Below are 24,602 nucleotides of genomic sequence, written 5' to 3'. Positions count from 1 at the left end.
CGATACTCGATGGAATTTCATTTATGATTGTTGATCTGATCGCCATGGAGATTATAGAGAAGTGTAATCTTTATTGTGATTTTTGCGTCAGGAACGCCCGACGCGATCTTAAAGGAAAGCTCTCCCTTGATCAGTTTAGGAAACGAATCGATGTTGTAAAAGGGGCTTTTCCGTCTCTATCCCAAATTGCTCTCACAGGAGGTGAGCCTTTTTTGCACAATCAACTTCTACAATTTTTGGAGACTATTAAGGAGCAAGGATCAAGGTCCTCAATAACAACCAATGGGACAGTCTTAAATCCTGCTCTACTGGAAAAAATTCGTAGTCTCGATTGCTGTCATTTTATGGTATCTCTTGATGGCCCGTCGGCTGAGATACATGATCGCATCCGAGAACTTCCGGGAGCCTTTCAAAAAACGATACAGTTCATAAAATTTATTGGAGAGATTGACATTCCCTTTTTTATCAACATGACTGTCAACGAAAAGAATTATCTCTCTGCATACCAAACCTGTGCATTGGCTTATGATTTGGGAGCACGAGACATTAGTGTTGCACTTGTTAAACCCCAGGGGAGGGGTAAGCCAATCAACAATGTATCTAGTGTATTTGTGGAGGTGGGAAGGCAATTCCTTTTAGCAAAAAGGGATTTCGAACCTGAGATGTCGGTAAGTTTCACAGACCCCCTAGCACATATTTTTGATGTTTCTCTGATCGAGGAGGAAGACAAAATCAAGACCTGCGGAGCAGGTGGTTCATCACTTCACATTCAGTGTAATGGCACGGTTCTTCTTTGTACAAGTTGTGATGCCTCTCTTGGAAACATCGAAGTGTTGGGACCAAGGCTACGTGAGGTGGTAGCAGAAGACAGACGGCTTCAATGTATTCTGGAGAGAGAACCTGAGGGAGGAATCCAAGGAGCCTGTGGATCTTGTGAGTTTAACCATCAATGCGGTGGGTGCCGTTGTCGCTCCAGCGTCGAAACAGGATTTCTTGGATCAGATCCCCTCTGCCCCAAAGTAAAATCAGTTATCAATCAAGAATCGATCAATTCTCATCTCAAAAAAATCCTGGAAGAGTTAACGGCTTCTAACGCGAAATCACCTCTCGAATTTGAGAGATGGTTTCTTGATACAGCAAAGCATCTCGATAAAATATCAAAAGAGCCTTCTAGCACCGCACGTTGGTTCCACAATTTCGATTTTGGCAAGGACCTTTCAATAGACGGCCCTCTGGGCCGGAGAGATCTCAATATATTAAAAAGTTGGATTCGTTCTGGTGAAATCTCATTAAATTTGAGTGGTCTCAATATACTTGATATTGGGCCAGGCCTTGGCAAAGAGCCTCTCTTGCTTGCCAAATTGGGAGCTTGTGTCGATGTCTGTGAAGAGTCTTCCCTTTATCGAGAAACCCTTCGCTACTTAGCAAACCAGTTTGATCTTAAAATCTCTTTAAAAGGCGCCTCCATCTACGATCTTAAAGAGGCAATGGAGGGAAAATATGATGTCGTTTATTTTTGCGGGGTACTCAGTCATCTTTCTGATATGATTGTTGCTTTACGGATCACCTATAACTGCCTTAAAGATGGGGGCAAGTGCCTTCTTGAAACACAGACAAGTTATTTACAAACAGGTGCCGATGAGTTTGTCGGCGATTCGAGGGATGGATTCGTTTGGAATAATCCAAGTCGTTTGACATTACTCGAATTGCTTCGGACCGTTGGCTATGAAGATATTAGGGTGATTGACTTTGATAAAAACCGGAGGTTGCAGCTCTCTGCTACACGCCACAGACCAAACCCACTCCCTTTTCGAGTAGGTCTATCTCATTCAGAAATAAAATAAATATGAATTAATTTCTCTTTTTATTAACCCTACCTGACTGGGTTGATCTCACATACTCATGGGACCTCCCCCTAACATATTCATGGGATCTCCCCCGAACGTACTCATGAGACCCACCCCGCACATACTCATGGGAACCACCTCGACTACCACTCTTTGAACTTCTTCGGATACGCTCTGCCATGGATCCTCCTTTATGGTCGTTCTATTGTATCAGATGAAATAGACAAGGCAATGTAATTTTCCCTAGGGAATGGACTTAACCATCAAAACCTCATGAATCAAATCACCCTTAGTTGACTGAAAAATATCTGAAACCTTTTTCTCCACCGATTTAAAACCAAGTCGTTCAAAAATAGGAACATTCCCTGACTCCTCAACTGTCCAAAGAGTCATTAAAGATACTTTTGCTTGAATAGCAATCTCTTCAAGATGATCAACAAGCTGAGTGGCAATTCCCCTCCGTTGCCACTGAGGATGGGTGGCCCACTGACTAATATGAATCTTTTTTTTGGTCAGAAAATAGGCGGCGGTTCCTACGATTGTTTGTCTGAAAATCGCCACCACATAGGTAAACCGGGGCATTCTTTTGGCTGTTCTTGCAACAGCTTTGGAGCTCGGTCGATAAATCTGCCTTTGATCGGCAAAAGAGATCTCCAGAAGTCGTTTTATCGCTTTAAAGTCCTGCCTTGTTGTGTGTCGTATAGAAACTCTTTTTTGTGACAGATGCCGTCCTCCCCTCAAACCAAGACTATCAATATAGCATTTCAACTTTTAGCGGATACGACTGTACCCGCTAAAAGTTAGAAATACTTAATGGTTTATCAACAAAAATATACTAACCAAAAGCTGATCAACCATAATTGATGTGCATTCAGCAAGGTTTAAAAATCTGTGTGTCATTCATGAAAGATCTGACAGAAAAGACCGATCCTCTTTAACTCTTGGGGCTCACGCTGTTTTTGGTCTATTTTCTGATCGATCATCAATTCTCTCAAAAAAATCGGGAACGGCTTAGATATTCAAAGTCGATCCGAAAAAGTCCTTCAGCCAGAAGGATTGAATCTTACAAATCAGAAACAGACGGTCTCAATCCCTCGGAAATCAATCAATCTCTCCCCTCCCCTCCCAATCCGGAGTCATCCAGCAAGGGGGCAAAGTTTTTTAAATTGGCCACGGAGAACACTGGGCGTGCAATCGACTTTCTTGAACACTGGCTCCTGGAGGTCGCGCCGGAGGATTATTCTCAGTTGCTTGCGATCGGTACCTGGCTTGAAGAGAATCAACAGGAGAAAGTTGCCTTCGAAGTCTGGCGCCGGCTCCTGGATATCGATGAATCCAACAGAGAGATCCTTTGGCGTCTTGTCAATAACCTCCAAAAACAAGGGAGGGCCAATGAAGCCCAGGAGTTGATCCTGGATCAGACAGCCAGACTAGAAAATGCGGCACAAAAAACAGAGATCTATCGTCTCCTGGCAGAAGAGATGATGAATCTTAATGGCCCAGAGGCAACAATCGATTTTTTGAAAGAAGCGGTTAATAAAAATCCGGGTAATCCGGCTTTAGCCACCGATCTTGGCCTTGCCCTGATTGAGAACAAAAATTTTGAAGAGGCAAAATCTCTCTTCGAGCAACAACTCGAAAAAGACCCCAAGGACCCCGAGGCCCTTTTTGGGATGGGAATCCTCCAGTCGGCCCAAGGCGATTTTAACAAGGCCGAGAAATATTTTCAGTACAACCTGTCGGTTAATCCGGACCACCTTGATTCCAAGTTCAATCTCGCTGAACTTTACACCTTTGACAAAAAAACAAATCCAGCGGTTGCCGAGCAGCATTATCAGGACCTTCTTCAACAAATCCCTGAAAACTTGGAGGCCCAAAACGGTTTAGCAGCGGTCTATCTCCAGACAGGGAGGACGGAGCAGGCGATTGACCTTTGGAGACAGTTGGCAGAATCCAATCCAACGGAAAGCGTTGTTCACAGCAATCTTGGCGAGGCTTATTTAAAATCAGGCCGGTTTGAAGAGGCTGCAAAGGCGTCTGACCACGCCCTTGTGGCCGACCCTGACAATGCCGAGGCGTATTACTTTAAAGCGTTGGCGGAGAAAGAGATGGGGAATCAGGCCCTTTACGAACAGTATTATCAGCAAGCGCTCCAGCGAAATCCGGACCTCGGGAGCCACTTGCCATAATAGAAGAATTCATATTAGTCTTTCCCTCTTATGGGGAGAATATTCCGTGGGGTTGCATCGATTTTCGTAAAAATAAGAACCTTCTGCGGATCCCTCCTCTATTCTCTTGAAAATTATCTTCGAAGCAAGGTGAAGATGACGCCGGTCAATCTCCCACGCACGCGACGCGCCATCATTGATGCCGTCCTCTCACAGGACCGGTTTCAGGAGGTGATTAGAAATTACGCGAGCGAGCAACATGTCACGGAGGAACAGGCAACCTCCCTTGCCCGCTCCTATCTCTTCGAAATTGCGGCGGACCAAAATTACATGATCTTCCCCTTTTGGGAATCGCTGCTCTCCTGGGTTTTTAACGGAATTTATGAAGGGCTTGTCGTCGATGAAAGAAAACTGGAGGAGTTTCGACGGCAGGCCGGCTCCCATCCAATCGTCTTTGTCCCGAATCATCGGAGCCACATGGATTATCTGATATTGAACTACCTCTTCTACCAGCATCGGATCCCGATGCCGCTCGTCTGCGGCGGAAACAACCTCTCTTTTTGGCCTATGGGACCGATTGGGAGAAAGTCAGGCGCTTTTTTTATTCGACGCTCCTATGAGGGAAATAAACTGTATGCCTCAACCGTTCAGGCCTACATTGAGCAATTGATCCGGGACAAATGTTTCCTGGAGTTCTTTATTGAAGGGACTCGCAGCCGTACCGGAAAACTCCTGCCACCACGAATGGGGATCCTGACTCATATCGTAGAGTCCTATCTGCATGGAGCAGAAAAGGAAATTTTGCTGGTCCCAACCGCGATCACCTACGACTCAGTCCTGGAGGAGAAAAATTATCTGGAGGAACATGCCGGCCAAATGAAAAATCCGGAGAACAGGTTTGATCTTGTCCGGCTAACAAAGTACCTCAAGAGACGTTCGGGGAAGGTTTACATCCAGTTTGGCGAGACGCTCTCACTCAAAGAATGGTCACAGAATCTGCCCCACCTGGAAAAGAGAGAGATGGTTGAAAAACTCGCCTACCAGCTGACCCATACCATTAATAAATCGTTCGTGGTGACTCCCAGGTCAATGGTCGCCGCTGCCCTTCTGTCACATCCCCAAAAGGTTATCTCTGAGAGGGGGCTACTGGAAGAGATTGAACCTCTCAGGCAGTATCTTCAATACAAAGGATGTTTATTCTCCGAAACACTCCTGAAGGCTCCCTCCATGGCGCTGAAGGAGTCAGTGCGCGACCTGACCCAGCGACACCTCATCAGAGAGATTCACGACGAGGACGGAGTTTTCTATCTTATTCCTGAGGAGAAGCGTCCCCTTCTCGATTTTTATAAAAATGGTTCCCTCCATTTCCTGGCCTCCCTCGCCACTTTTTCCCACCTCTTGCTTCAAAACCCCAAAGGGGCTGTTTCGCTCACTTCCCTTGAGGAGGAATTCCGATTTTTCAAAAAGCTCTTCAAGTACGAATTCACCTTTAGCCAACGCCAACCGCTCACCGAACACCTTCAAAAGATCACAACCTATCTGGAACAGCGAGGAATGATCCGGCGTGAGGATCAGATCGTCTATCTCCAGAAAACCAGGGAGAGGGATGTCTCCCAATATGCAACGCTCATCAGAAACTACATTGATGCTTATTTTGTCGCCTGGAAGTCATGGGGGACACTGGGATATCAGCGAATCGAGGAGAAGGAGATTATCAAGTGGCTCCTCCGTAAGGGAAATATCTATTTTCTGCGCGAAAAGATCAGCCACAGCGAATCGGTATCCCGTTTTCTGTTTCAGAATGCGCTCCTTTCCTTTAGAGATCTGGGTATTCTGGTTCAGGAAAAAGAGGGATGGGGACGAAAAAAGAGGATCGTTTATCGAAGATCACGGGAGGTTCCCGCAGAGACTCTCCAGAAGATGGAGTCGTTTTTTGACCAGCGGTGACATTACATGTATTGTCACAACTTGTTAACACCTGTTGATAACTTAGAAAAAAATATGCTCAAAAAAAGAGCATACAAATGTAACTAATTATTATTAATAAATTTTCTATATGAAAAATGGGGCGTTTCAACAAGGTTTCCAACAAAAAATGTGGATGATTTCTCTATATAAAGGAGGGTTGCTATGAGTGAGGCTTATATCGTCGATGCAGTCAGGACACCAAGAGGCAAAAGGAATGGAGGCCTCTCAACGGTTCACCCGATTGATTTGGCAGCAGCTCCACTACAGGCCCTCATCAACAGAAATCATTTCGATGTCGGCCTCGTTGATGAGGTGATTATGGGATGCGTGAGCCAGCGGGGCGAGCAGGATAATGTCATTGCAAGGGAGGCCCTCCTTGCAGCGGGGTTCCCCGAGTCAGTCGCCGGTTATACGGTCAACCGGTTTTGTGGCTCTGGTCTCACAGCCGTTAATGCAGCCGTTCATGCCTGCCTCTCAGGTCAGGAAGATATCATCATCGCCAGCGGGGTCGAACATATGACGCGTGTCCCGATGGATATCAATTTCAACATGGACGGTTCACTCCTCGTAAAGCGCTATCCCGAACTGATTTCACAGGGACTCTCGGCCGAACGGATAGCCGATCGGTATCACTTCTCACGACTTATACTGGATCAATTTTCAGTCGAGTCACAACACCGCGCCGCCAGGGCCTGGGAAGAGCAGCGATTCAAACAGGGAATAATCCCGATAAAAGTCAAGACGGCGGACGGCCAAGAGGTTTTAGTGGAAAAAGATGAACATCTGCGTCCCACGACAACCGTCGAGGGGCTCGCAAAGCTGAAGCCTCCTTTCAAGCCGGACGGCAAAATTCATGCCGGAAATTCCTCAGGGATTGTCGATGGGGCTGGCGCTGTGCTCATCACCTCTAAAAGGGGGCTTGAAAAAACCGGCTTGAAACCGAGGGCCCGGATCATAGCAACGGCACAGATCGGTGATGATCCTGTTATCATGCTCCTGGGGCCTATCCCCTGCACACGAAAGGTGCTCCAAAAGGCCTCTCTCAAACTACGCGACATTGACCTTTATGAAGTGAATGAGGCTTTCGCCCCGGTCCCGATCGCCTGGTTGCATGACCTTAAGACAGAAGGGGCCTCTTGGGAAAGACTGAACGTGAATGGTGGGGCAATCGCCTTGGGGCATCCTATCGGCGCGACTGGAGCGATGCTGGTCGGAACAATCCTTGACGAGCTGGAAAGGACCGACAAGCGATACGGGCTTGTTACCCTCTGCACAGGACTTGGCATGGCCGTCGCCTCAATTATTGAAAGGCTGTGAGCGAGGATCTGGCTTTGCCAGTCCGAACCAAAGGGGCTTTGATTGACATTCCGTGTCAACCGTGGTGAGAAGGCTTTCTCAAGGAGGACTTATGATTAGCCTCATCAAGGAAATAAGGGTAGCGACTGACGCAAAGCACGGCGCCTTCTCCAAGGCAACTGCAGCAATCAGAGGAGTAGGGCTTAACATCAACGCCTTCTGCGCCTATCAACAGGGGAACAAGGCTTATTTCATTTTTTTGACGGAAGATAACGAGAGGGCGATGGAATCGCTAAACAAGGCCGGTTTTGAAACGACCGAGGAGGAGGCCGTTCTGACCTCCCTCACCCATCGTGTGGGGACACTCGATATGGCAGCCCACAAGCTGCTCGAGGCAGGGATCGACATCCGATACTGCTACGCAACGGTCGCAGGTTCCGATTGTCTGGCGGTTTTCTCTACCAGTGATAACAAGAAGGCGTTGCAGGTTTTACGATCGTAGTTGTAGTGTCCCATAAATCCCTTTACGCGGCGTCGCCCTTCGTCGAGCATCCTCGACGTACTGTCAAGTACGCCTCCGGTACCCTTCTCAGGGCTCCTGGCCTAAAGAGAATTTCTGGGACACTACTGCAAAGAAGTGTTGGTTACACAGTAGATCTTCTAACGGCCCTTAAAAGACCGAACAGCGTTAACAAAATAAACCAGAATATCCGATCATCCCAGGCGACCGTACCGTCTGTCAGATAACAACCACACCCACCGGCCACCCCGCTGCTGCCACTCTCACCGGTTGCCGAGGGTGAATCACCCGGTGTATCGGTCTCTTTTCCGATCGCCCCCCCGTCTTCACCCGTTACAGCACCGAGAAATCCGTTTCCAACGACCGCAAAATCAGTCAGATGAGTGACGTCAAAGGTGCAAACGGTCGTTGAAATCGCCGACGGCTCCTCCGTATAGGTCCCCGTCGCTTCATTAAAGTAACTGCAATGGATGTCATTCTCGGTAAGCCCCAAATTCTCAACCTGGTCGATGTTGATCGGCAAGGTAATGGTTGCCGGGGAGCTCAATTGCTGAATCGAGACCCCGTTAGAATCGGTCGCACGGACAAAGTACCCCCAGAAAGAGGCCGGTATCTTGTTTGGTGTAAAAGGCGTCACGACCACATCAACGGTTACGGTAACTGACTCATCCGTACCACCCAGAGAGCCGGGTGGGAAGGAGAAGGAGGCCCCATCGGCCAGCTCAATCGTAATGGATTGCGTCGCTGCATCGGTGATCGAGCGACTATCCCCCTCGGGAACTGTCGCGATAAAATCAAGCAAACAGGTTGCAGAAGCCCCCCCAACACTGCAGGTCACCTCATCCACCGTCGACATATAAAGCGCATTCCCGACGATATTGTAGCAAACACAGTACCAGACATCATCACTTGAACATAAGGTTGTCGCCCGACCGATTTCATCGCTCGTTGTTTGGTAAGAACCACCCGCCGGAGAGAAACAATCGACCGTCGCGTACGCAATGGGATCTGAACTGTCGGTCGTAGAGGCATTCAAAACCTGCTTGAGAGGTCTCTCCTCAAGGACAACCTTCCTTTTCTGAAGCGAAGAGACAGAGTTGTCTGCATTGCTAAGCAAAATGGTCTCAAGCAAAATCTCAATGAGACCGTCCGGTGTCTCAAACTGCAGGTCACAGGTCGCTGTCTGCCCCGCAACAACCGTCACTTTCTGCTCTCCCGGATTATTGAGCGACTCATCCGTCTTCATTGTATAGGGGATATAGGCATTACAGTAGTAATCAACCCCTTCGTTACGAGGTGCCCCAACATTTACCGTTACCTTTCCTTCGGAGTCACTCTCACCCCATCCACATCCATAACGGTATTGATAGGAATTGGCCCCTTCCTGGGAGGCGGAATAGGGGCAAACCTCCACCCAGACATTCGGCCGTCCTGTACCATCCAGGTCTTTTACGGTAACCAATACGGAGCCGGTCCCTAAAAGGGAGAGGTTTTGTGAGGTACCTCCTACCGCGCAGATCACATCCTGACAGGAAGCCCCCTGGGATGCACAGGCATAGCCACTGGAGGTCTGGGTCGAATAACAGAGATTCCACGTCCCCTCTGAAAGGTCACAGGAATATCCCGTCGCCGTGATGTCACAATTTTTATAACTTCTTCCCTGGGTTGCATAAACATAGAAATAGTTGCCACCCGATGTATCGACCGCGGCCTCCTGGTCGTCCAAGAAAGAACCGGAGACACAATCCTCAATAACGGAGGCCAATGTAATTTCACAGGAACTTGACCCATCACTACAACTGCAAGACGCTTCATTGGAAGAGGTGTGATCCTCGGACCAGATCCAGGCGTTGCAAAGATACTCAACACCCGATGCGACATCCAATACCCCGGTCCCTGAACTCGACCATCCCCAGATACCATGGTAGCTTTCACCCGTTGAAAAACTCTTCGGTGTACAATCAATACTCCCATTTATTGGCACAATCTCTCCATCGGGATCGACGAGATTAACCGTCATGGAGCAATCACAGATCGGGCAGGTGAAGTCGACCGTTGTTCCATCACGGGTCGCCGTTACCGATTGCATACCCTCGGAGGTATAGTTGCAAAGGGTCGTGTCATTGCTGCTCCAGGTGTCACAACTCGCCGAGAGGTTATAGGTATACCCCTCAACCGCACCAAAATCGGCACAGGCGTCACTCGTACTGACCTGACCCCAGATATAATCTCCCCCACCGGTAGTTCCATTATGACTCCACCCATTGATGTACCCTCGTACCGCATTGCCGTTGGCGTCCCTTAAACAGGCGGTGATCGAGGCAGTCTTCCTTTGCATCGTCAATACAACCGTCGAGGTCCCTCCGGTCGCAACCGTCACCTCCTGGGATGTCTGGGCCAGATCGGATCGATCGTAGGGGGGGTAAACGGAAACCTGATAGGTCCCTGCCGGTAACGTCATGGTGAAGGCACCGCTTGAATCTGTCTGTGCGGACCGATAGACCTGCGCTGCATCGGCACTTCCCCCCGAGACAGTAACTCCTTTGTAGGTGAGGGAGGCTATCCCGCCATGGCTGCCACCTGAGATACTGTTGGCATTGGCATTGACCCAAACGTTTCCAACACCACTACTCCCATCCGTCACAAGACCGCTCAATGTGGCGTCATTTTCAAGAAACACCAGCGTGACATCCGCCGTCGTTCCGGTCGGATCAGAACTCGTAAAGTCGACGGTTGCGCTCGGATTTCCGGAGACGGCGCACTGATTGTAATCGGTACAGTAGGCGTAGACACGGTAGCTGCCGGTTCCAACATTGCAGGTATAAACACCCCCCTCATAGGTGGCGTTGCTATAATCCCAACTCCCTCCCTGCTGACTGCAATAGACGGACATTCCACTCGTAATCTGGCGACTGCCGACGACCAGGGTCGTCCGGATCTTCTTGTCACGTAGCTGGTATCGCAAGGTCGCCGGAACGACGGAATCGGAAGGGCCAACATCGACATAGGTATTGGGGCTCCCCGAAAAGTCTTCGCAAGGCCAGCTGTTACAATAGGAGTAACAATAATATCTCCCCTCCGTAACAAGGATGTCGTAGGTCCCCTCACTCGAAGCGGTCGTATCACTTCCCCATGTGTAAGGAGGCGACTGCTGATTACAGGAAACAGAGATCCTATCGGTAATCAGGTTATCACCCTGATAGACAGAGACCTGTATCGTTTTGTCCTTCACGGAAAAATTGAGGGTTGTTGAAACAGTCGTGTCAGACTCATTAACGATTATCGTTTTTTCGGGATTACCACCATAGGGACAGGCCCCTTGCCAGGTCGCCCAATCACAGTAGGCATAACAGCGAAACGTCCCCGCCGTGACGGGGACTCGCCAGACACCATTGGTGGGTGAGGTGATGTAGCTGGAGGCCCAGGGAGCGGATGTCTCGGAACAACTGACATTCATACCGGACGCTAGCGTCTCTTCTCCCACCTTTAAAGTCACCTCAATCGTCTTATCCTTCGGGGTTAGAGCAAGGTCCTGGGTCAATGTCGTATCACAATCAAGCGAGACATCGACATATCTACCGCTTGCCACGGTCTGATCATTCCATTGATAGGCGTAAATCTGGCAGGAGGACCAGGTCCTGGAGGCATTGGTAGAGGAGCAGCAGTTCCATTCGGACGTCCCCTCGAGGCTATACTGACCTGAACTCGAAATCTGGTCATTATCAGAACAATAACTGTAATTCGAACCCTGACAGTTGAGATAAACCGAAGCCTCTTTGGTATAAGCAACCCCATTTAATTTAACGGTCCCGTTGAGGTACGGCGCTGCCTCTAAAGCAGTCGCAGAAAAGAAAACAGCGACCATCACGACCCAAAAAGAGATTTGCTGTTTTCTTCCCATCGCCTGGAGGAACATGCAGACTTGATGCCAGAGAAAAAAATATATAACTTATTAATATTACTTATATTTTTTTTAAGTTAGCGGGGTCATTGCAGGTTGATTTTTACCCGGAAAAACAATAACTACTTAATATTATTGGACAAGCAAATCGACCCAAAGGGGTAAGACTTAACCTTCCTTTTCAAAAGAGTTGAAAAAGTGACGAACGAGACTCACCCCTTTACGCAATAAAGAGGAGGGGAAAAGAATATACCGCTTCAACGGATCAACACGACTGATAACAAAATCAGAGGAGATCAACGTCGCCACCGTCTCAGCGACAAAATGGGGGGATTCACGCTGAAATTTCTGTGTAAATACCGCCTGAACCTCAGCCAACGTCCGTTTCCCATCCAATTGTTGCCAAATAAAGAATCCTTCCGGTGAAAGACTCAACTGACGACCACTCTGTCTGTCTTCAAGAACAATCTGAAAAGGGCCGTTGGAAACAGTTGTTTGATGAACTTCGATACCACCGGCTCGGCGGGGTCTATCACGGGATTTCAGGAGATCTTTCATATAAAGGGCAAATTTTTTGTCGGAACCGATCAGACGAAGCAGATCCTCTCTCTCAAAAACGAGGAGATCACAATTCTCCACCGCACAAACGGTTGCATTCCTGGGAGAGGCCGTGAGGAGAGACGCCTCTCCAAAGAGGGAACCTGGACCCAAGACTTCGATCTGCTTTTCCGTTTCATTCTCCTTACGTAAAATCTGTACCTGCCCTCTTCGAATGAGGTAGAAATTTCTCCCCCATTCTCCCTCACCGATAATCAGCTCCTTTGCCGGTATTGTCACCTTGAGAGACCGACGTGCCAATTGTTGAAGTTCCGTTGGGGAGAGCATCTGAAAGGGGGTGGAGCGCTTGAGAAAATTAACAAGCAGATGCTGCGTTGCCAATTCTTTTATCCGCCATCGCACCTCGGGAAAACGGGACAGAATATCATCAAACAGGGAGCAGGTAACGCTTGCCACTTCAACCGGAGTCACCGCGCGAACGGAGGCCGTTCTCTTTTTCCCGGCATCAAACAACGCCTCCTCCCCAAAAAAATCCCCCTCCGAAAGGAGGGTGATCGGCTCAACGCCACAAGAGGATTGAAGAATGACCTCCACCTTTCCCTTCAGGAGAAGAAAGAACCGGTCCGCCTCCCTCCCTTCCTGAAGGATCACTGAACCAGCAGGACAAAATACCGGTTCAATATTTTTAAATATTTCAAGAACAGTCTCCGTCGGCAGGAGAGAGAAGGTGGGATGGGCATGAACATGACGAAGGAGAGCTTCTTTATTTTCCTGAACAGATCGACTCCCCATGCAAGGATTGAAACAGTTTTAAGATCATTTCACAACTAATTTTGAGGTCGTGTCGAGAATAAACCCACTGATGCCTTCAGCCCCTTTACTAAATGGGATTGACCAACTCCTCCGTCCTTATGGCGGTTCGGGTGAATACCGATACTCTCAAAGGGAGACACAAAGCCTTCAAACCGGGGAACCTGAAAACTGGGATCATTTTTTTCAGGCCGTCCGAGAACGTTTAAAAATCGGTTCTCTTTTTAAAAACGCTATCACTGTGGGCAGCTTCGGCCTGGCAGGTGATTTTCTCTCCCTCGTTGGATGGAGAATCAGTCGCGGACAGGGACGAGCGCTCTCCTTTCTCCTGCCCGTATTAACAGAAGAGATTGGGACAGGCGCTCTCACCACCTTTAACCGAGAGGGGGGATGGTCCTGGGAGAATCTTAAGACGGAGTGGCTGGAGGGGGGAATCCACCGGGCAATCCTGCAAACGTCGACTCTCTTTTTCTTTGGGATAGCGAATCCGACTCCTTTGTCGATCTTCAAAAAACCACTTAAGACAGGTGGAAAAACCTGGGGGATAGCCGTCGGTCGATTTTTGGCTATGGGAGCTCTACTGATGCTTGGAGGGATGGCCGCTCGCTTTACTAGCCATAAGATAAACAACAGAACGCCCAATCCTTTTTCTGAAGACCGGACTGTCCAAGGAATCTTTCTGGAGTATCTTGATACCGCCTGGATGGTCGGACAAGGCAGGGTTCGGACAAAAACATTAAATCTCGAATCAAGATACCGCCAATCGATCACTGACCAACTCTGGGAAGAAGGGATTGACACCTCTTTTTTGGAAAAACCGTTTCCGGTAGATCACCGTGAACAGATTCGTCATCGAGCTCTGGAGCTAAATCCCGGATACTCCGACCCTCAAAAACTTCTCACAATGGTGACGTGGGATACAACTCAATACCACCGTGAACACCTCCCCTCTCGGGTTGGCACCCTTCAGGACAAGAGAAGATTTAGTCATCAACGCGAACTCAGGGTTTTGGACATGGCGATTCGAATGCCGGGCAAGGGATGGGCAATTCCAAGGGCGTTCGCACAATATCAAGAAGTAATTCAACGGGCTGTCGAACATGAGCGAGCCATTAACCCTGACTTCGACGATAGCTACTATGTCTATTTCACTGTCGATCAAAAAACGGTTCAACCGGGCAAGGCGCAGCGACGGGTCGGTTGGCACGGAGACGCATTTGTCTCTCCTGAAACAAGTGATTTGACCCGGCGGGTCATCTGCGACAATACCTACGTCGTCTGTGATGATCTCCCAACGTTGTTTCTACCAGGCCCTTTTCCTCTGGATGGGGTCGATGCAACCAATTTCAGAGCGGTACTAAAACAGTTTGACCGCCTGGCTGACGGCAAAACTCCTCTTACTTATAAGCCCTATGAGCTGCTCCGAATGACACCCTATGATATTCATACTCCGGACACGAACAGAACAAATCGTCCAATTGTTCGGACCTTCGTCAAGATCCAGTTTAGTCGAGACAAGTTGAACCGAATAGGAAATGGAATCAATCGGGTTGTTGGCAAAGAGGGGAAACCAATTTTTGATTATGAGGGCTGGACATGGGTTGCCCGCGATGCAGAAGGACGGAACAACCGAAATTCGATCATCGGATGGGATCGGGAAGACCGTGACCGTTTCCTGCGCATCGAACCTTCAGCAATCGATTTCTCTGCTGAGAAACCAAATGCAGACTGGCTTGATTCTGAATTCTTCTGGGGCAAGAAGATCGAACCAGTTCGCGCTGAACGGGCAAAGACTGGAGAAATGTTGGAGACAATCAGTCAAAATGGAAAATTTCGATCGACTTTCAATATTGCCAATGAGGGGGATTGGAAGATCACCACAAGCCAAGGGGATAAATACTTCTTGAGCGATACAAAATTTAGGGCACGCTATTACGTCGAGGATGGTCTACGTGAGGCTATTTATCGGCCTCGTTCAACAGCAACCAAGATGGTCAAGATAACAAAGCCGATTCGATATCGTTCACCGTGGGGTGCTTGGGCCTATGCCCCGACCGGAAGTGTTTTGGTCTCTCTGGGCAACAACGATGTCTACGCCATCCTCCCAGAAAACTTTAAGAGCGCCTACATTCGAACCAACGAACAGGGCCAAATTCTGCCGGTGGGGATGTCAGAACCAGAAGCAAATGATGTTATTACAAGAAGAGGTCTGGTTCGTGTACGAGAAGAAGTCCCTTCGATCCAACAGCCTGTTATAGCGATTTTTGATCTGCATGGAACGTTGGCAAAACCGAACTGGAAAAAGGCGATGGGACGTGTTTGTCAGCGGCTTGATGAACGACTCGATGATGAGGCTGTCACCCATTTGATGGAAGGGATAACCTATGGCGCCACCGACAGTGAAGTCTTGCAAAGAGTCGCCGCCCTTAAGGCAGGAACAACCGTTGATGAGGTCCAAAAATTATTTCAGGAGGAAAGAAGAAATGTGGGGCTTCATTCACCTCTCGAGGCGCTGCCAGGGGCGGTCGAATTTTTACAGGCTCTTCATGCCAAAGGTGTTCCGATGGTGGCTGGAACATTCGCCCATACACCACGCAAAAGAACAGTAGACCAGCTTGCCGAAAGTGGAATCCTCCGCCTGTTTCAAGAGGAGGATATCCTGACAAAAGAATCTTTTCAGGGGACTTTGGATCGGCATCGATTTCGGGAGGCGGTGGTAGAGAGGGTCCGGAAAAAATATCCAGGAGCGCAGATCCTTTTCTTTAATGATACCCCAGATGGGATGATGTCTGTATCAGAGGCCGGTGGAATTAACTTTGGTATTCCTCAAGGACGTGGAAAAGATTGGGATTATCGAAGTTATCCTTTAGTCACAAGCGGTGCCCACTACCTTCTCCATGATTGGACCGTAAACGGCCCTGAGATCTTGAAACTGATTGATCAGTCATACTCTATTTAACTGCTTGAAAATAATGATCAATTTTCTGCGTAGGAATTATGTTGTTTTTAAGGCACCCGGACTGACGCCAGATACGATAATAAAACAGCCAATAATTTTGAAGGAGGTTACCTATGAGTGTCACTAAACCAATCGGCCATTGTACCGAAGAAGCCCAATCTCATGTTGAGTCAATTGGGGAGGCATTAGGAACTGATCTCCCCGATTGTGCCACCATTAGGATTACCCGTGAGGGAGGAATCAAGGCAACTCAAACGAATGCCATAGGGACAACTACCCAGGTAGAAATCACGAACAATGGCGATAAATTCTTCACCAAGTATTGTAGTGAAAGCGAAGGGGCTTATTGCCACAACGCTGATCGAGTAAAACGGGGCTCTATTGCCCCAGAAAAACTGGCCGCCGCAAAGGCTCTTATTCAGGATCGGGTAGTCGTTATTGTTAGAAAAGGTGATACTTTGGGAGAGATTGCCGGCAGGAATGATCAAGTTTTAAAACAAGTTTTGGAAGAAAACCCTCACCTAACGACACAAACCCCAGGGGGTCCAAAACGGGATGCCGAAGGAAACTGGATCTATCCGGGAGATAAGGTCAGGGTAAGGAGAACCTCTGCTGAGGAGAACTGTGCAGAATATTCAGCAGCGGAGCCCGTATTCAACTGCGGATTTAATACCGGCAATTCTTCACTTGGATGCGAAGCACCTCGTCTTGGACTTACACTTGGTTTAGGCCATGAAGTAGGTGGAGAAAGAGTTGACTTTGGAGTGACAGTCGACCTGTCTCATTTGTTTGGTAAGTGGTAGTAGTGCGCAAAGCAATGAATCTCTCCGCCGCAAGACGGCAGGGTTTTCTGGCGGAGGCGGATAAACTCCAGCACACTGGTCCTATTGACTACCTGCAAACAGCCCAGTTTTAACACAACCACCCCGCCTGAAAATCGATTAAACAAGCATCATGGCGGGGATACCACTACCAACTCTTTCCGAACAGGAACTTCAAGAGAGATTCGCCAAGATTAAGCCCCGAATGACCGATCAGGAGGCGATGGGGGAGGCGTCCCGTTGTCTCTTTTGCCACGATGCCCCCTGCATCAACGCCTGCCCGACCTCTATCGATATTCCTATGTTCATCCGGCAGATCATGACCCGAAATCCGAAAGGGGCCGCCAAGACAATTTTTACCCAGAATATTCTGGGGCAATCCTGCGCCGATGTCTGCCCGACGGAGGTCTTGTGCGAAGGGTCGTGCGTTTATTTAGGAATGAACAAGAACCCGATAGAGATCGGACGACTTCAAGGCTACGCCACAGCGAAGACGATCGACCAAAACATCCATTTCTTCAAAAAGGGAAGACCTTCCGGCCGGAGGGTTGCGATCCTTGGCGCCGGTCCCGCAGGTCTTGCCTGTGCCCATGAATTGACTGTTCTGGGACATGAAGCGGTTGTTTTTGAGGCGAGTGAAAAGGCAGGTGGTTTAAATCGTTACGGCGTCGCACCCTACAAATATTCCAATCAAAGCTCCGATCGTGAAGTCGCCTATGTTGCCGAAATCGGTTTTGAGATCAAAACAGGCCAACAGATTGAAACCAATGCCTTGAAACCGCTTGAGAAGAGATTTGATGCCATTTTTATCGGGATTGGTCTTGGGGAGACCAGGCCCCCTCCCCTGCCCGGCATTGAAAAAGAAGGGGCCTTCGCCGCCTCCGACTTCATCTACAACTTGAGAAAGAACAATCTCAGGGTACCGATAGGGCGTCGCGTTGTTGTGATCGGTGGTGGCAACACAGCAATCGACGCCGCGGTTGAATCAGCAAAGCTTGGAAGCCAAGTGACTCTCGTGTACCGCCGAACTGAAGACAAGATGAGCGCCTACGATTTTGAGGTGGAACTGGCGAGACAACATGGGGTTCAGCTGATATTCCAGGCAACGCCGGTAGAAATCCTTGGGAACAAGAAAGTTGAAGGTATTCAATTATCACCCTCTCCCCTCGAGGGAGAGGGATGGGGTGAGGGGGGCCTCCTCTCATGCGACATGGTCATTTTCGCGACCGGCCAGGAAAAACAACTCTCCTTTTTAAAATCGATCCCCGGCCTGGAATTGGAGAATGGAAAGATCAAGGTGAACAAAGATTTTGAAACGACGAATGAGAGATATTTTGCCGGTGGTGACTGCGTCAACGGCGGCAAGGAGGTGGTCCATGCGGTCGCCCATGGGCGTGAAGCCGCACGAGGGATTGACTCCTATTTTAAGAGGAAACTTTTATGATCGATCTCAATGTTAATTTTGCCGGAATCAAATCCCCAAACCCTTTCTGGCTCGCCTCGGCGCCACCAACCAACACAGGGTATCAGGTCATGAAGGCGTTCCGCTCCGGTTGGGGTGGGGCCGTCTGGAAGACCCTGGGCCAACCGATTGTCAATGTCTCCAGTCGGTACGGGGCCCTTCATTACCGTGACAAGCGGATGATGGGATTCAACAACATTGAGCTGATTACCGATCGACCTCTCGAGGCAAACCTGGCTGAAATGGCCGAGGTCAAAAAGAACTTCCCCCATCATGCGTTGATCGCCTCACTCATGTTCGAGGGGAAAGAGGAATGGCACGACGGCATCAGGCGGTGTGAGGATGTCGGTGTGGACGGTTTTGAGCTGAACTACGGCTGTCCCCACGGGATGTGCGAGCGGGGCATGGGATCAGCCGTTGGCCAGAATCCGGCTGTCGCCGAAAAGATCACCTCATGGGTGAAAGAGGCGGCGACCAAACCGGTCATTGTCAAACTGACTCCCAACATCACGGATATCACCGCCGCAGGACTCGCGGCACAACGGGGTGGGGCCGACGCCGTTTCACTGATCAACACCATCAATTCGGTCACTGGCATTGACCTGAAAACGATGGAACCGAACCCTCGTGTCGGCGGCTTTTCAAGCCATGGCGGTTACTGCGGTCCGGCGGTCAAACCGATCGCCCTGAATATGGTCTCCGAGCTTTACAACCACCCTGACTTCAAGCTCCCGATCTCCGGTATCGGCGGTATCGAGACCTGGGCCGATTGCGTTGAATTTTTCCTGATGGGCGCCTCGACCGTTCAGGTCTGCACTGCCGTGATGCATTACGGTTTCCGGATCGTAACCGACTTGATCGACGGGTTTTCAAATTATCTTGAGGAAAAAGGGATGCGGCGCCCAACCGATTTAACAGGCATCGCGGCCAAGAAACTCCGGCGATGGGAAAATCTTGATTTAAATTACAAGGTGATCGCCCATATTGATGAGAAAAAGTGTATTGCCTGCCAGCTTTGTTACATCGCCTGTGAGGATGGGGCCCATCAATCGATCCGTTTGAACCCCGGCTCCCGTATCCCAGAGATTATTGAAGATCATTGCGTCGGCTGCAATCTCTGCAGTCACGTCTGCCCGGTGGAGGATTGTATCACGATGGTTTCTATTGATCGAGGCCTCCCCAAATTGACCTGGCCCGATCACCCGAAAAACCCGCTCCGAAAAACCGCCTGACGTTGCCTATCTGAAGTTCTTGAAGAGAGCCTCAAAACAGGATAGGACCGGAGCATGCTCCATAAGCGTTCATGGGCTGAGCCGTTTCGGATCAAGGTCGTTGAGCTCCTGAAAAAGACGTCACCTGAAGAGCGGGAAGAGCGTCTTCGGGAGGCTGGCTACAATACCTTTCTGCTACGGGCGGAGGATGTCTATATCGATCTGCTCACCGACAGCGGCACCAATGCGATGAGTGATTATCAGTGGGCCGGGATGATGCTCGGCGACGAGGCGTATGCCGGAAGCCGGAATTTTTACGCCTTGGAACGAAACATGCGGACTTATTACGGGTATCGTTATCTCATTCCGACCCACCAGGGGAGAGGCGCCGAACATCTGATCTCAAAACTCCTGATCAAGCCGGGCGACTTCATCCCCGGCAACATGTATTTTACGACAACGCGGCTCCATCAGGAGCTGGTCGGAGGAACCTTTGTCGATGTGATCATCGACGAGGCCCACAACGCTACCTCCGAACACCCGTTCAAAGGAAATATTGATCTCCAGAAGCTTGGAGATCTTATCAAAAAGGTGGGACCCAACCGGATCCCTTATGTCACGGTTGCCGCCACGGTCAATATGGCCGGAGGTCAACCGATCTCAATCAAAAATCTTCGGGCGGTTCGAGAGTTAACGGCCCACCACGGCATCAAAATCATTTTTGACGCCACCCGTGCGATAGAAAATGCCCATTTTATCCGTGTGAGAGAGCCTGGATATGAAAACAGGAGCATCGCCTCAATTCTTAAGGAGATCTGTTCTTACACGGACGGGGCCACCGTCAGTGCCAAAAAGGATCTCCTGGTTAATATCGGCGGTTTTCTGGCCCTCAATGACGAGGCCCTCTTTGAGGAGGCGAGAAATCTCGTCGTGATCTATGAGGGGCTCCATACCTATGGAGGGATGGCGGGGCGTGATATGGAGGCGATGGCACGTGGAATGGAAGAGGCCGTCAAGGAGGAGCATATCCAGGCCCGGATCGGTCAGGTGGAGTATGTCGGAGAAAGACTGATCGAGCAGGGCATCCCGATTATCGTCCCGATCGGTGGACATGCGGTTTTTCTTGATGCCAAGCGCTTTCTTCCCCACCTTCCACAAACCTCATTCCCGGCCCAGGCGCTCGCCTCAGAGCTCTATCGGGAATCCGGAATCCGCTCTATGGAGCGTGGCATCGTATCCGCTGGAAGAGACAGCAAGACGGGGGATCATCACTATCCGGCGCTTGAACTTGTTCGGTTAACCTTTCCACGCCGTGTTTACACGCAGGCCCACTGTGACGTAACGGTAGAGGCCGTAGAGGCGGTCTGGAACCGGAGAGAAAAAATTCGCGGACTCCGGATGGTTTATGAACCAAAATACCTGCGGTTCTTCCAGGCCCGTTTTGAACCACTGGATTCTTAAACCGTTAGCGAGTATTTCGTTCTTTGTATCTTTCGAGAAATACGGTAGCCGTTAGGATCTCGGTTTGACCAATTTTTCCAAGTGGGAGAATGTCCCTCTTGTCTCCAGAAACCAGGTAATCAACCTCAGCCGCTTGGGCACACTCCAGAATCCGGTTATCGGAATCTTTTCTCTGAATGAGACTTATTCTTTCCTTGGGATAAACGATCTCGGAAATCTGTGTCAGGCGTTCCACACGGTCATCCGCCTCTCTCTCAGTATGCTTGAATTTCATGAGAAGGACTTTTTTGAATTCAGTCACAATGTCAGGTGAAATACAGAGCGTAACCTCCTTGACCCTTGCTAGATTGATTATCTCCTCTGGAGGCCCGCCCGGAAAGATGTAGGCGGAAATAAGAACATTGGTATCACAAACGATCTTCACGTGCGTACCGAGTCAACGAGCTCTTCAACATCTTCTTCGGAACGAATTCCGAGCTGACGTGCCCGTTCCGCCGTCTCTCTTTGCAGTCTCTTCCATCGCTTGGCCTCCAGGTAATAGCGGATAGCCTCCTGGATGAACCCGCTCTTGGTCCGATGCTCCGCCCGGGCCTCCTTTTGAACGGCCTTTTCCAGAGGGAGTGGGAGTGAGATGCTGGTAGAGATGGTTTTACTCATAACAGATATTAATAATAGTATTGTTAAAAAATAATATCAAGATAAGAAATGCTTCGCAACATTTCTTGCCCCCCCCGAAAACAAAACCAGCTACTCGGCACTTAAAAAATAAAAGGGAGGGACTATGTCACTCATGCGAAGAATAGGAGCTGGTTTTGAGGCATTGAGATTGATCACAAAGCTAGAAGCGGTTTTATTAAAACCGACAGGCCCTTTTAGTCGACATACAGGTCAGGTCGTTACCCGGGTGATTGATGGAGATACACTCTTTTTTGAACCAGTTGAAACCGCTCTTGCCCGAAAAGTTGGTGCTCTTCGAAGCTCTGTCGCAGGTGCTCTATGGAGAGACGTGGATAGGTTAGGAGTAGATGGCTTAGTTGTTGAGGGGGATGATTTATTTGCAGCAACGGGTCTGAACGCCTTTTTCACCCCTGGTGGCACAATGGTTTTTTCTGGGGGAAGATTGGCTGATTCTGATGTTGTCCTGCATGAGACGGGCCATCTTGGCGGTCTTGCAGGCCTCTTGAGAGGATAAAGTAATTTTATGAGCGTTATCACAATTGCTCAAAAACCCGGCGCTTCCCCAAAAAACCCGATAACTGATTCCGGGGATCATTCTTCAGGCGGAGAAATTAGAGAAATCCTCCTCTCCTTTTACGCCAAAAATAGAACTATAATAAATACCCTCTCTTTTATTGCCGGAACCGCTTTTGTTGCAGGAACGCTTTGGTCAAGACGATCTCCTTCTGGGGTAACAGGAAGCACTGATACCCTTGCAGCTTTACTGGAACGTTGTGGCATTAAAACAAAAACTATTAAGGCAGGGGTAAACACCGGCGAAGAGACCGCCATTATTATGGGGGACATGACAACGATTAAGGCCGATGCCTATGTTGTCCCACATTTTAAAGGCGGTGCCTCCAATGGCGGTGTTGGGGCTGCTATCTACCGATCAGGTGCCGTCCAGGGAATGAGGGATTATGCCAGAATTGCCGATATCAATCGAAATCGGGGCATTGACGTTCCCTGGGGCACTTGTACTCTGACTCAAAGTGGAGGGGGTCAGTCAAAATATCTTCTTAATGTCGTGAGTGTTGGAAACCCTGGAACACCGCAAGACGAAGCATTCACCATATTAAAATCTGTACTCAGTGCCCTTCAAACCGCGAGCGAACATCGAATTGATTCAGTTGTCATTCCTGCTTTGGGGACAGGCATCATTGGCAAACTAACACCAGCCCAGTCTGCTTGGACGATCCTCCACGCCGTAGAACAATTCCGACTTGCAAAACCGAACACTATACCCCAAAAAATCATTATCGCTATTTATGGCGACCCTCAGACTTATGAAGTTTTTTCAAGAATTCTAACTCTGGGGACTCAAGATCCAACAGCGATGTCGATGGCACGAGGACCGGGACGAACCTTTGACCTAATCCGTTGGTTAGCGGAAGCAGAAGCGGGCGACCGAGTAAAGCTGTCATAAGAACTAAACCGTCACCTCTTCGGTTTCAGTCTCTCCCTCTGCTTCTGTCCGCTCAATCAGTGAGAAGAGATAGTAACTGACCCCTGCGAGGAAGAAGCCGATGAACCAGGCGTAGTGATAGAATGAAATCAACAGAGGGTAGTTAGAGAGATCGAGAACCTTTACCTGGGTCAAAAAGCCGGGAAGGTTCGGCAAGACACCTAAAAGAAATGCAACAACCGCCCTCCAGTTAATCCCATTTCTGTACCAATAGGCCCCACCCCGGCGATAGAGATCGTTGACGGAGAGTTCACATCGTCGGACAAGATAGTAATCAACGAGGAGAATCCCTCCAATCGGCCCGAGCAGTGCCGAGTAGCCGATCAGCCAGGTAAAGATGTATCCCGACGGATCTTTCACCAGTTTCCACGGCATCATCAAAATCCCGATCAGTCCGGTGATATACCCCCCCTGCTTGAAACTGATGCGGGAAGGGCTCAAATTAGAAAAGTCATTGGCCGGTCCCACAACATTCGCCGCCACATTGGTGGACAGCGTGGCGATCAAAACGGCAAACATTGAGACCAGAACGATCATTGGAGAATCAAACCGCCGGACCAACAGGACGGGATCCCAGATCGCCTCGCCATAGAGAATAACCGTCGCACTCGTTACAACAACCCCGATAAAGGCAAAAAGGGTCATCGTCGTTGGCAGCCCTAACGCCTGCCCTACGACCTGAGACTTCTGATTCGCCGCATACCGCGTAAAGTCGGTAATGTTCAGACTGAGCGTTGCCCAAAAGCCGACCATTCCGGTCAGACCGGGGACAAAAAAGGCCCAAAAGGCATCGGAGGTCTCAAACCGGGACGGAGAGGACAAGATCGGTCCCAATCCATCCGCCTTCATGATCGCCCAACCAAGCAGGGCCAATCCACAGAGGATCAGAAACGGCGCACAGGCAGTCTCGAGCCATTTGATCGATTCGGTCCCCTTCCAGATAAAATAGAGGTTGATCAGCCAAAAAAGAAGGAAGCAGAGAAACGGAACGAGCCCGACACCAATAAATTCCGGCAGGACCGTTGGAAGATTTGCCGCCTCCGGCCAGAGGACAAGAACAGCACTGTAAATCGCCGCGCCGCCAATCCAGGTCTGGATCCCAAACCAGCCACACGCAACGATCGCCCGAAGCATCGCCGCGATATTTGAACCACGGATTCCAAAACTGGCCCGGGCAAAGACAGGGTAAGGAATCCCATATTTCACACCGACATGGCCATTTAAGATCATCGGGATCAGGACAATGCTGTTCCCCAGCAAAACCGTCAGGATCGCCTGAGACCAATTCATCCCACCATCAATCAGCGACGAGGCGAGCATGTAAGTCGGGATACAGACCGCCATCCCGACCCAGAGCGAGAAAAAGTGCAAGGCGCTCCAGGTCCTCTTCTCACACGGGACTGGTGCAATGTCCGGATTGATGAGACTGTTCTCCATA

At 49.5% G+C, this 24,602-nt stretch carries 18 protein-coding genes; 12 read left to right on the top strand and 6 right to left on the bottom strand.

Features of this window, described 5'->3' with window-relative positions; translation table 11 throughout:
• Positions 1-23: 23 nt before the first annotated feature.
• Positions 24-1,844, top strand: coding sequence for a radical SAM protein (locus HYT77_03420; protein MBI2067045.1), 1,821 nt, complete (start codon positions 24-26; stop codon positions 1,842-1,844).
• A 246-nt stretch (positions 1,845-2,090) separates the two neighbouring features.
• Here HYT77_03420 and HYT77_03415 read toward each other — a convergent pair whose 3' ends face one another.
• Positions 2,091-2,615, bottom strand: a complete 525-nt coding sequence (locus HYT77_03415) for a GNAT family N-acetyltransferase (protein MBI2067044.1) — start codon at positions 2,613-2,615, stop codon at positions 2,091-2,093.
• A gap of 173 nt (positions 2,616-2,788) precedes the next feature.
• Here HYT77_03415 and HYT77_03410 point away from each other — a divergent pair, with 173 nt between their 5' ends.
• From HYT77_03410 to HYT77_03395, 4 genes are all read left to right on the top strand, one after another.
• Positions 2,789-4,036 (top strand): tetratricopeptide repeat protein, encoded by a 1,248-nt coding sequence (locus tag HYT77_03410; protein MBI2067043.1) that lies wholly within the window; start codon positions 2,789-2,791, stop codon positions 4,034-4,036.
• A gap of 30 nt (positions 4,037-4,066) precedes the next feature.
• Positions 4,067-5,962, top strand: a complete 1,896-nt coding sequence (locus HYT77_03405; GenBank protein ID MBI2067042.1) for a 1-acyl-sn-glycerol-3-phosphate acyltransferase — start codon at positions 4,067-4,069, stop codon at positions 5,960-5,962.
• Positions 5,963-6,145: 183 nt separating this feature from the next.
• Entirely contained in the window at positions 6,146-7,300 is a 1,155-nt protein-coding gene (locus HYT77_03400) for an acetyl-CoA C-acyltransferase (GenBank protein ID MBI2067041.1), read from the top strand.
• 91 nt (positions 7,301-7,391) lie between these two features.
• Positions 7,392-7,781 carry a hypothetical protein gene (locus HYT77_03395; GenBank protein MBI2067040.1) on the top strand — a complete coding sequence of 130 codons (390 nt, stop codon included), beginning with the start codon at positions 7,392-7,394 and terminating at the stop codon, positions 7,779-7,781.
• Positions 7,782-7,923: 142 nt separating this feature from the next.
• Here the strand turns inward: HYT77_03395 and HYT77_03390 are convergent, their stop codons facing one another.
• Positions 7,924-11,715, bottom strand: a complete 3,792-nt coding sequence (locus tag HYT77_03390; protein MBI2067039.1) for a carboxypeptidase regulatory-like domain-containing protein — start codon at positions 11,713-11,715, stop codon at positions 7,924-7,926.
• A 153-nt stretch (positions 11,716-11,868) separates the two neighbouring features.
• Positions 11,869-13,050: a cyclic nucleotide-binding domain-containing protein gene (locus HYT77_03385; protein ID MBI2067038.1), complete on the bottom strand. Its 1,182-nt coding sequence runs from the start codon at positions 13,048-13,050 to the stop codon at positions 11,869-11,871.
• A gap of 70 nt (positions 13,051-13,120) precedes the next feature.
• Here HYT77_03385 and HYT77_03380 point away from each other — a divergent pair, with 70 nt between their 5' ends.
• The 5 genes from HYT77_03380 to HYT77_03360 all read left to right on the top strand — a co-directional run bounded on the left by HYT77_03380 (position 13,121) and on the right by HYT77_03360 (position 20,982).
• Positions 13,121-16,027, top strand: a complete 2,907-nt coding sequence (locus tag HYT77_03380) for an HAD family phosphatase (protein ID MBI2067037.1) — start codon at positions 13,121-13,123, stop codon at positions 16,025-16,027.
• A 113-nt stretch (positions 16,028-16,140) separates the two neighbouring features.
• On the top strand, positions 16,141-16,830 hold the full coding sequence (locus tag HYT77_03375) for a LysM peptidoglycan-binding domain-containing protein (GenBank protein MBI2067036.1): 690 nt from the start codon (positions 16,141-16,143) through the stop codon (positions 16,828-16,830).
• A gap of 151 nt (positions 16,831-16,981) precedes the next feature.
• Positions 16,982-18,292 carry an NAD(P)-dependent oxidoreductase gene (locus HYT77_03370; GenBank protein MBI2067035.1) on the top strand — a complete coding sequence of 437 codons (1,311 nt, stop codon included), beginning with the start codon at positions 16,982-16,984 and terminating at the stop codon, positions 18,290-18,292.
• Positions 18,289-19,542, top strand: coding sequence for an NAD-dependent dihydropyrimidine dehydrogenase subunit PreA (gene preA, locus HYT77_03365; GenBank protein MBI2067034.1), 1,254 nt, complete (start codon positions 18,289-18,291; stop codon positions 19,540-19,542). The genes HYT77_03370 and preA overlap by 4 nt, the downstream gene beginning before the upstream one ends.
• 54 nt (positions 19,543-19,596) lie before the next feature.
• A complete protein-coding gene (locus HYT77_03360; GenBank protein ID MBI2067033.1) occupies positions 19,597-20,982 on the top strand; it encodes a tyrosine phenol-lyase in 1,386 nt (461 codons plus the stop codon).
• 4 nt (positions 20,983-20,986) lie between these two features.
• Here HYT77_03360 and HYT77_03355 read toward each other — a convergent pair whose 3' ends face one another.
• Positions 20,987-21,406, bottom strand: coding sequence for a putative toxin-antitoxin system toxin component, PIN family (locus tag HYT77_03355; GenBank protein ID MBI2067032.1), 420 nt, complete (start codon positions 21,404-21,406; stop codon positions 20,987-20,989).
• Positions 21,403-21,639 (bottom strand): ribbon-helix-helix protein, CopG family, encoded by a 237-nt coding sequence (locus HYT77_03350; GenBank protein ID MBI2067031.1) that lies wholly within the window; start codon positions 21,637-21,639, stop codon positions 21,403-21,405. The genes HYT77_03355 and HYT77_03350 overlap by 4 nt, the downstream gene beginning before the upstream one ends.
• Positions 21,640-21,763: 124 nt before the next feature.
• Here HYT77_03350 and HYT77_03345 point away from each other — a divergent pair, with 124 nt between their 5' ends.
• Both HYT77_03345 and HYT77_03340 read left to right on the top strand, forming a co-directional pair.
• The gene (locus HYT77_03345) at positions 21,764-22,174 is read left to right on the top strand and encodes a hypothetical protein (protein ID MBI2067030.1); all 411 of its coding nucleotides are present in this window, start codon (positions 21,764-21,766) and stop codon (positions 22,172-22,174) included.
• 9 nt (positions 22,175-22,183) lie between these two features.
• Positions 22,184-23,125 (top strand): macro domain-containing protein, encoded by a 942-nt coding sequence (locus tag HYT77_03340; protein ID MBI2067029.1) that lies wholly within the window; start codon positions 22,184-22,186, stop codon positions 23,123-23,125.
• A gap of 3 nt (positions 23,126-23,128) precedes the next feature.
• On the opposite strand, the gene HYT77_03335 is transcribed toward HYT77_03340, so the two are convergent.
• Complete coding sequence (locus tag HYT77_03335; GenBank protein ID MBI2067028.1) at positions 23,129-24,601, bottom strand: NCS1 family nucleobase:cation symporter-1; 1,473 nt, start codon at positions 24,599-24,601, stop codon at positions 23,129-23,131.
• Position 24,602 lies beyond the last annotated feature (1 nt).

The organism is Deltaproteobacteria bacterium (assembly GCA_016180855.1).
Lineage (GTDB): Bacteria > UBA10199 > UBA10199 > JACPAL01 > JACPAL01 > JACPAL01.
Note: the sequence above shows the minus strand (reverse complement) of the source record. Positions and strands in the feature narration are given on the sequence as shown.

Coding starts and splice junctions, on each gene's coding strand:
- HYT77_03420 (MBI2067045.1), top strand. CDS start 24: ATGATTGTTGATCTGATCGCCATGGAGATTATAGAGAAGTGTAATCTT.
- HYT77_03405 (MBI2067042.1), top strand. CDS start 4,067: ATGGGGAGAATATTCCGTGGGGTTGCATCGATTTTCGTAAAAATAAGA.
- HYT77_03400 (MBI2067041.1), top strand. CDS start 6,146: ATGAGTGAGGCTTATATCGTCGATGCAGTCAGGACACCAAGAGGCAAA.
- HYT77_03395 (MBI2067040.1), top strand. CDS start 7,392: ATGATTAGCCTCATCAAGGAAATAAGGGTAGCGACTGACGCAAAGCAC.
- HYT77_03390 (MBI2067039.1), bottom strand. CDS start 11,715: ATGTTCCTCCAGGCGATGGGAAGAAAACAGCAAATCTCTTTTTGGGTC.
- HYT77_03385 (MBI2067038.1), bottom strand. CDS start 13,050: ATGGGGAGTCGATCTGTTCAGGAAAATAAAGAAGCTCTCCTTCGTCAT.
- HYT77_03380 (MBI2067037.1), top strand. CDS start 13,121: ATGCCTTCAGCCCCTTTACTAAATGGGATTGACCAACTCCTCCGTCCT.
- HYT77_03375 (MBI2067036.1), top strand. CDS start 16,141: ATGAGTGTCACTAAACCAATCGGCCATTGTACCGAAGAAGCCCAATCT.
- HYT77_03370 (MBI2067035.1), top strand. CDS start 16,982: ATGGCGGGGATACCACTACCAACTCTTTCCGAACAGGAACTTCAAGAG.
- preA (MBI2067034.1), top strand. CDS start 18,289: ATGATCGATCTCAATGTTAATTTTGCCGGAATCAAATCCCCAAACCCT.
- HYT77_03360 (MBI2067033.1), top strand. CDS start 19,597: ATGCTCCATAAGCGTTCATGGGCTGAGCCGTTTCGGATCAAGGTCGTT.
- HYT77_03350 (MBI2067031.1), bottom strand. CDS start 21,639: ATGAGTAAAACCATCTCTACCAGCATCTCACTCCCACTCCCTCTGGAA.
- HYT77_03345 (MBI2067030.1), top strand. CDS start 21,764: ATGTCACTCATGCGAAGAATAGGAGCTGGTTTTGAGGCATTGAGATTG.
- HYT77_03340 (MBI2067029.1), top strand. CDS start 22,184: ATGAGCGTTATCACAATTGCTCAAAAACCCGGCGCTTCCCCAAAAAAC.
- HYT77_03335 (MBI2067028.1), bottom strand. CDS start 24,601: ATGGAGAACAGTCTCATCAATCCGGACATTGCACCAGTCCCGTGTGAG.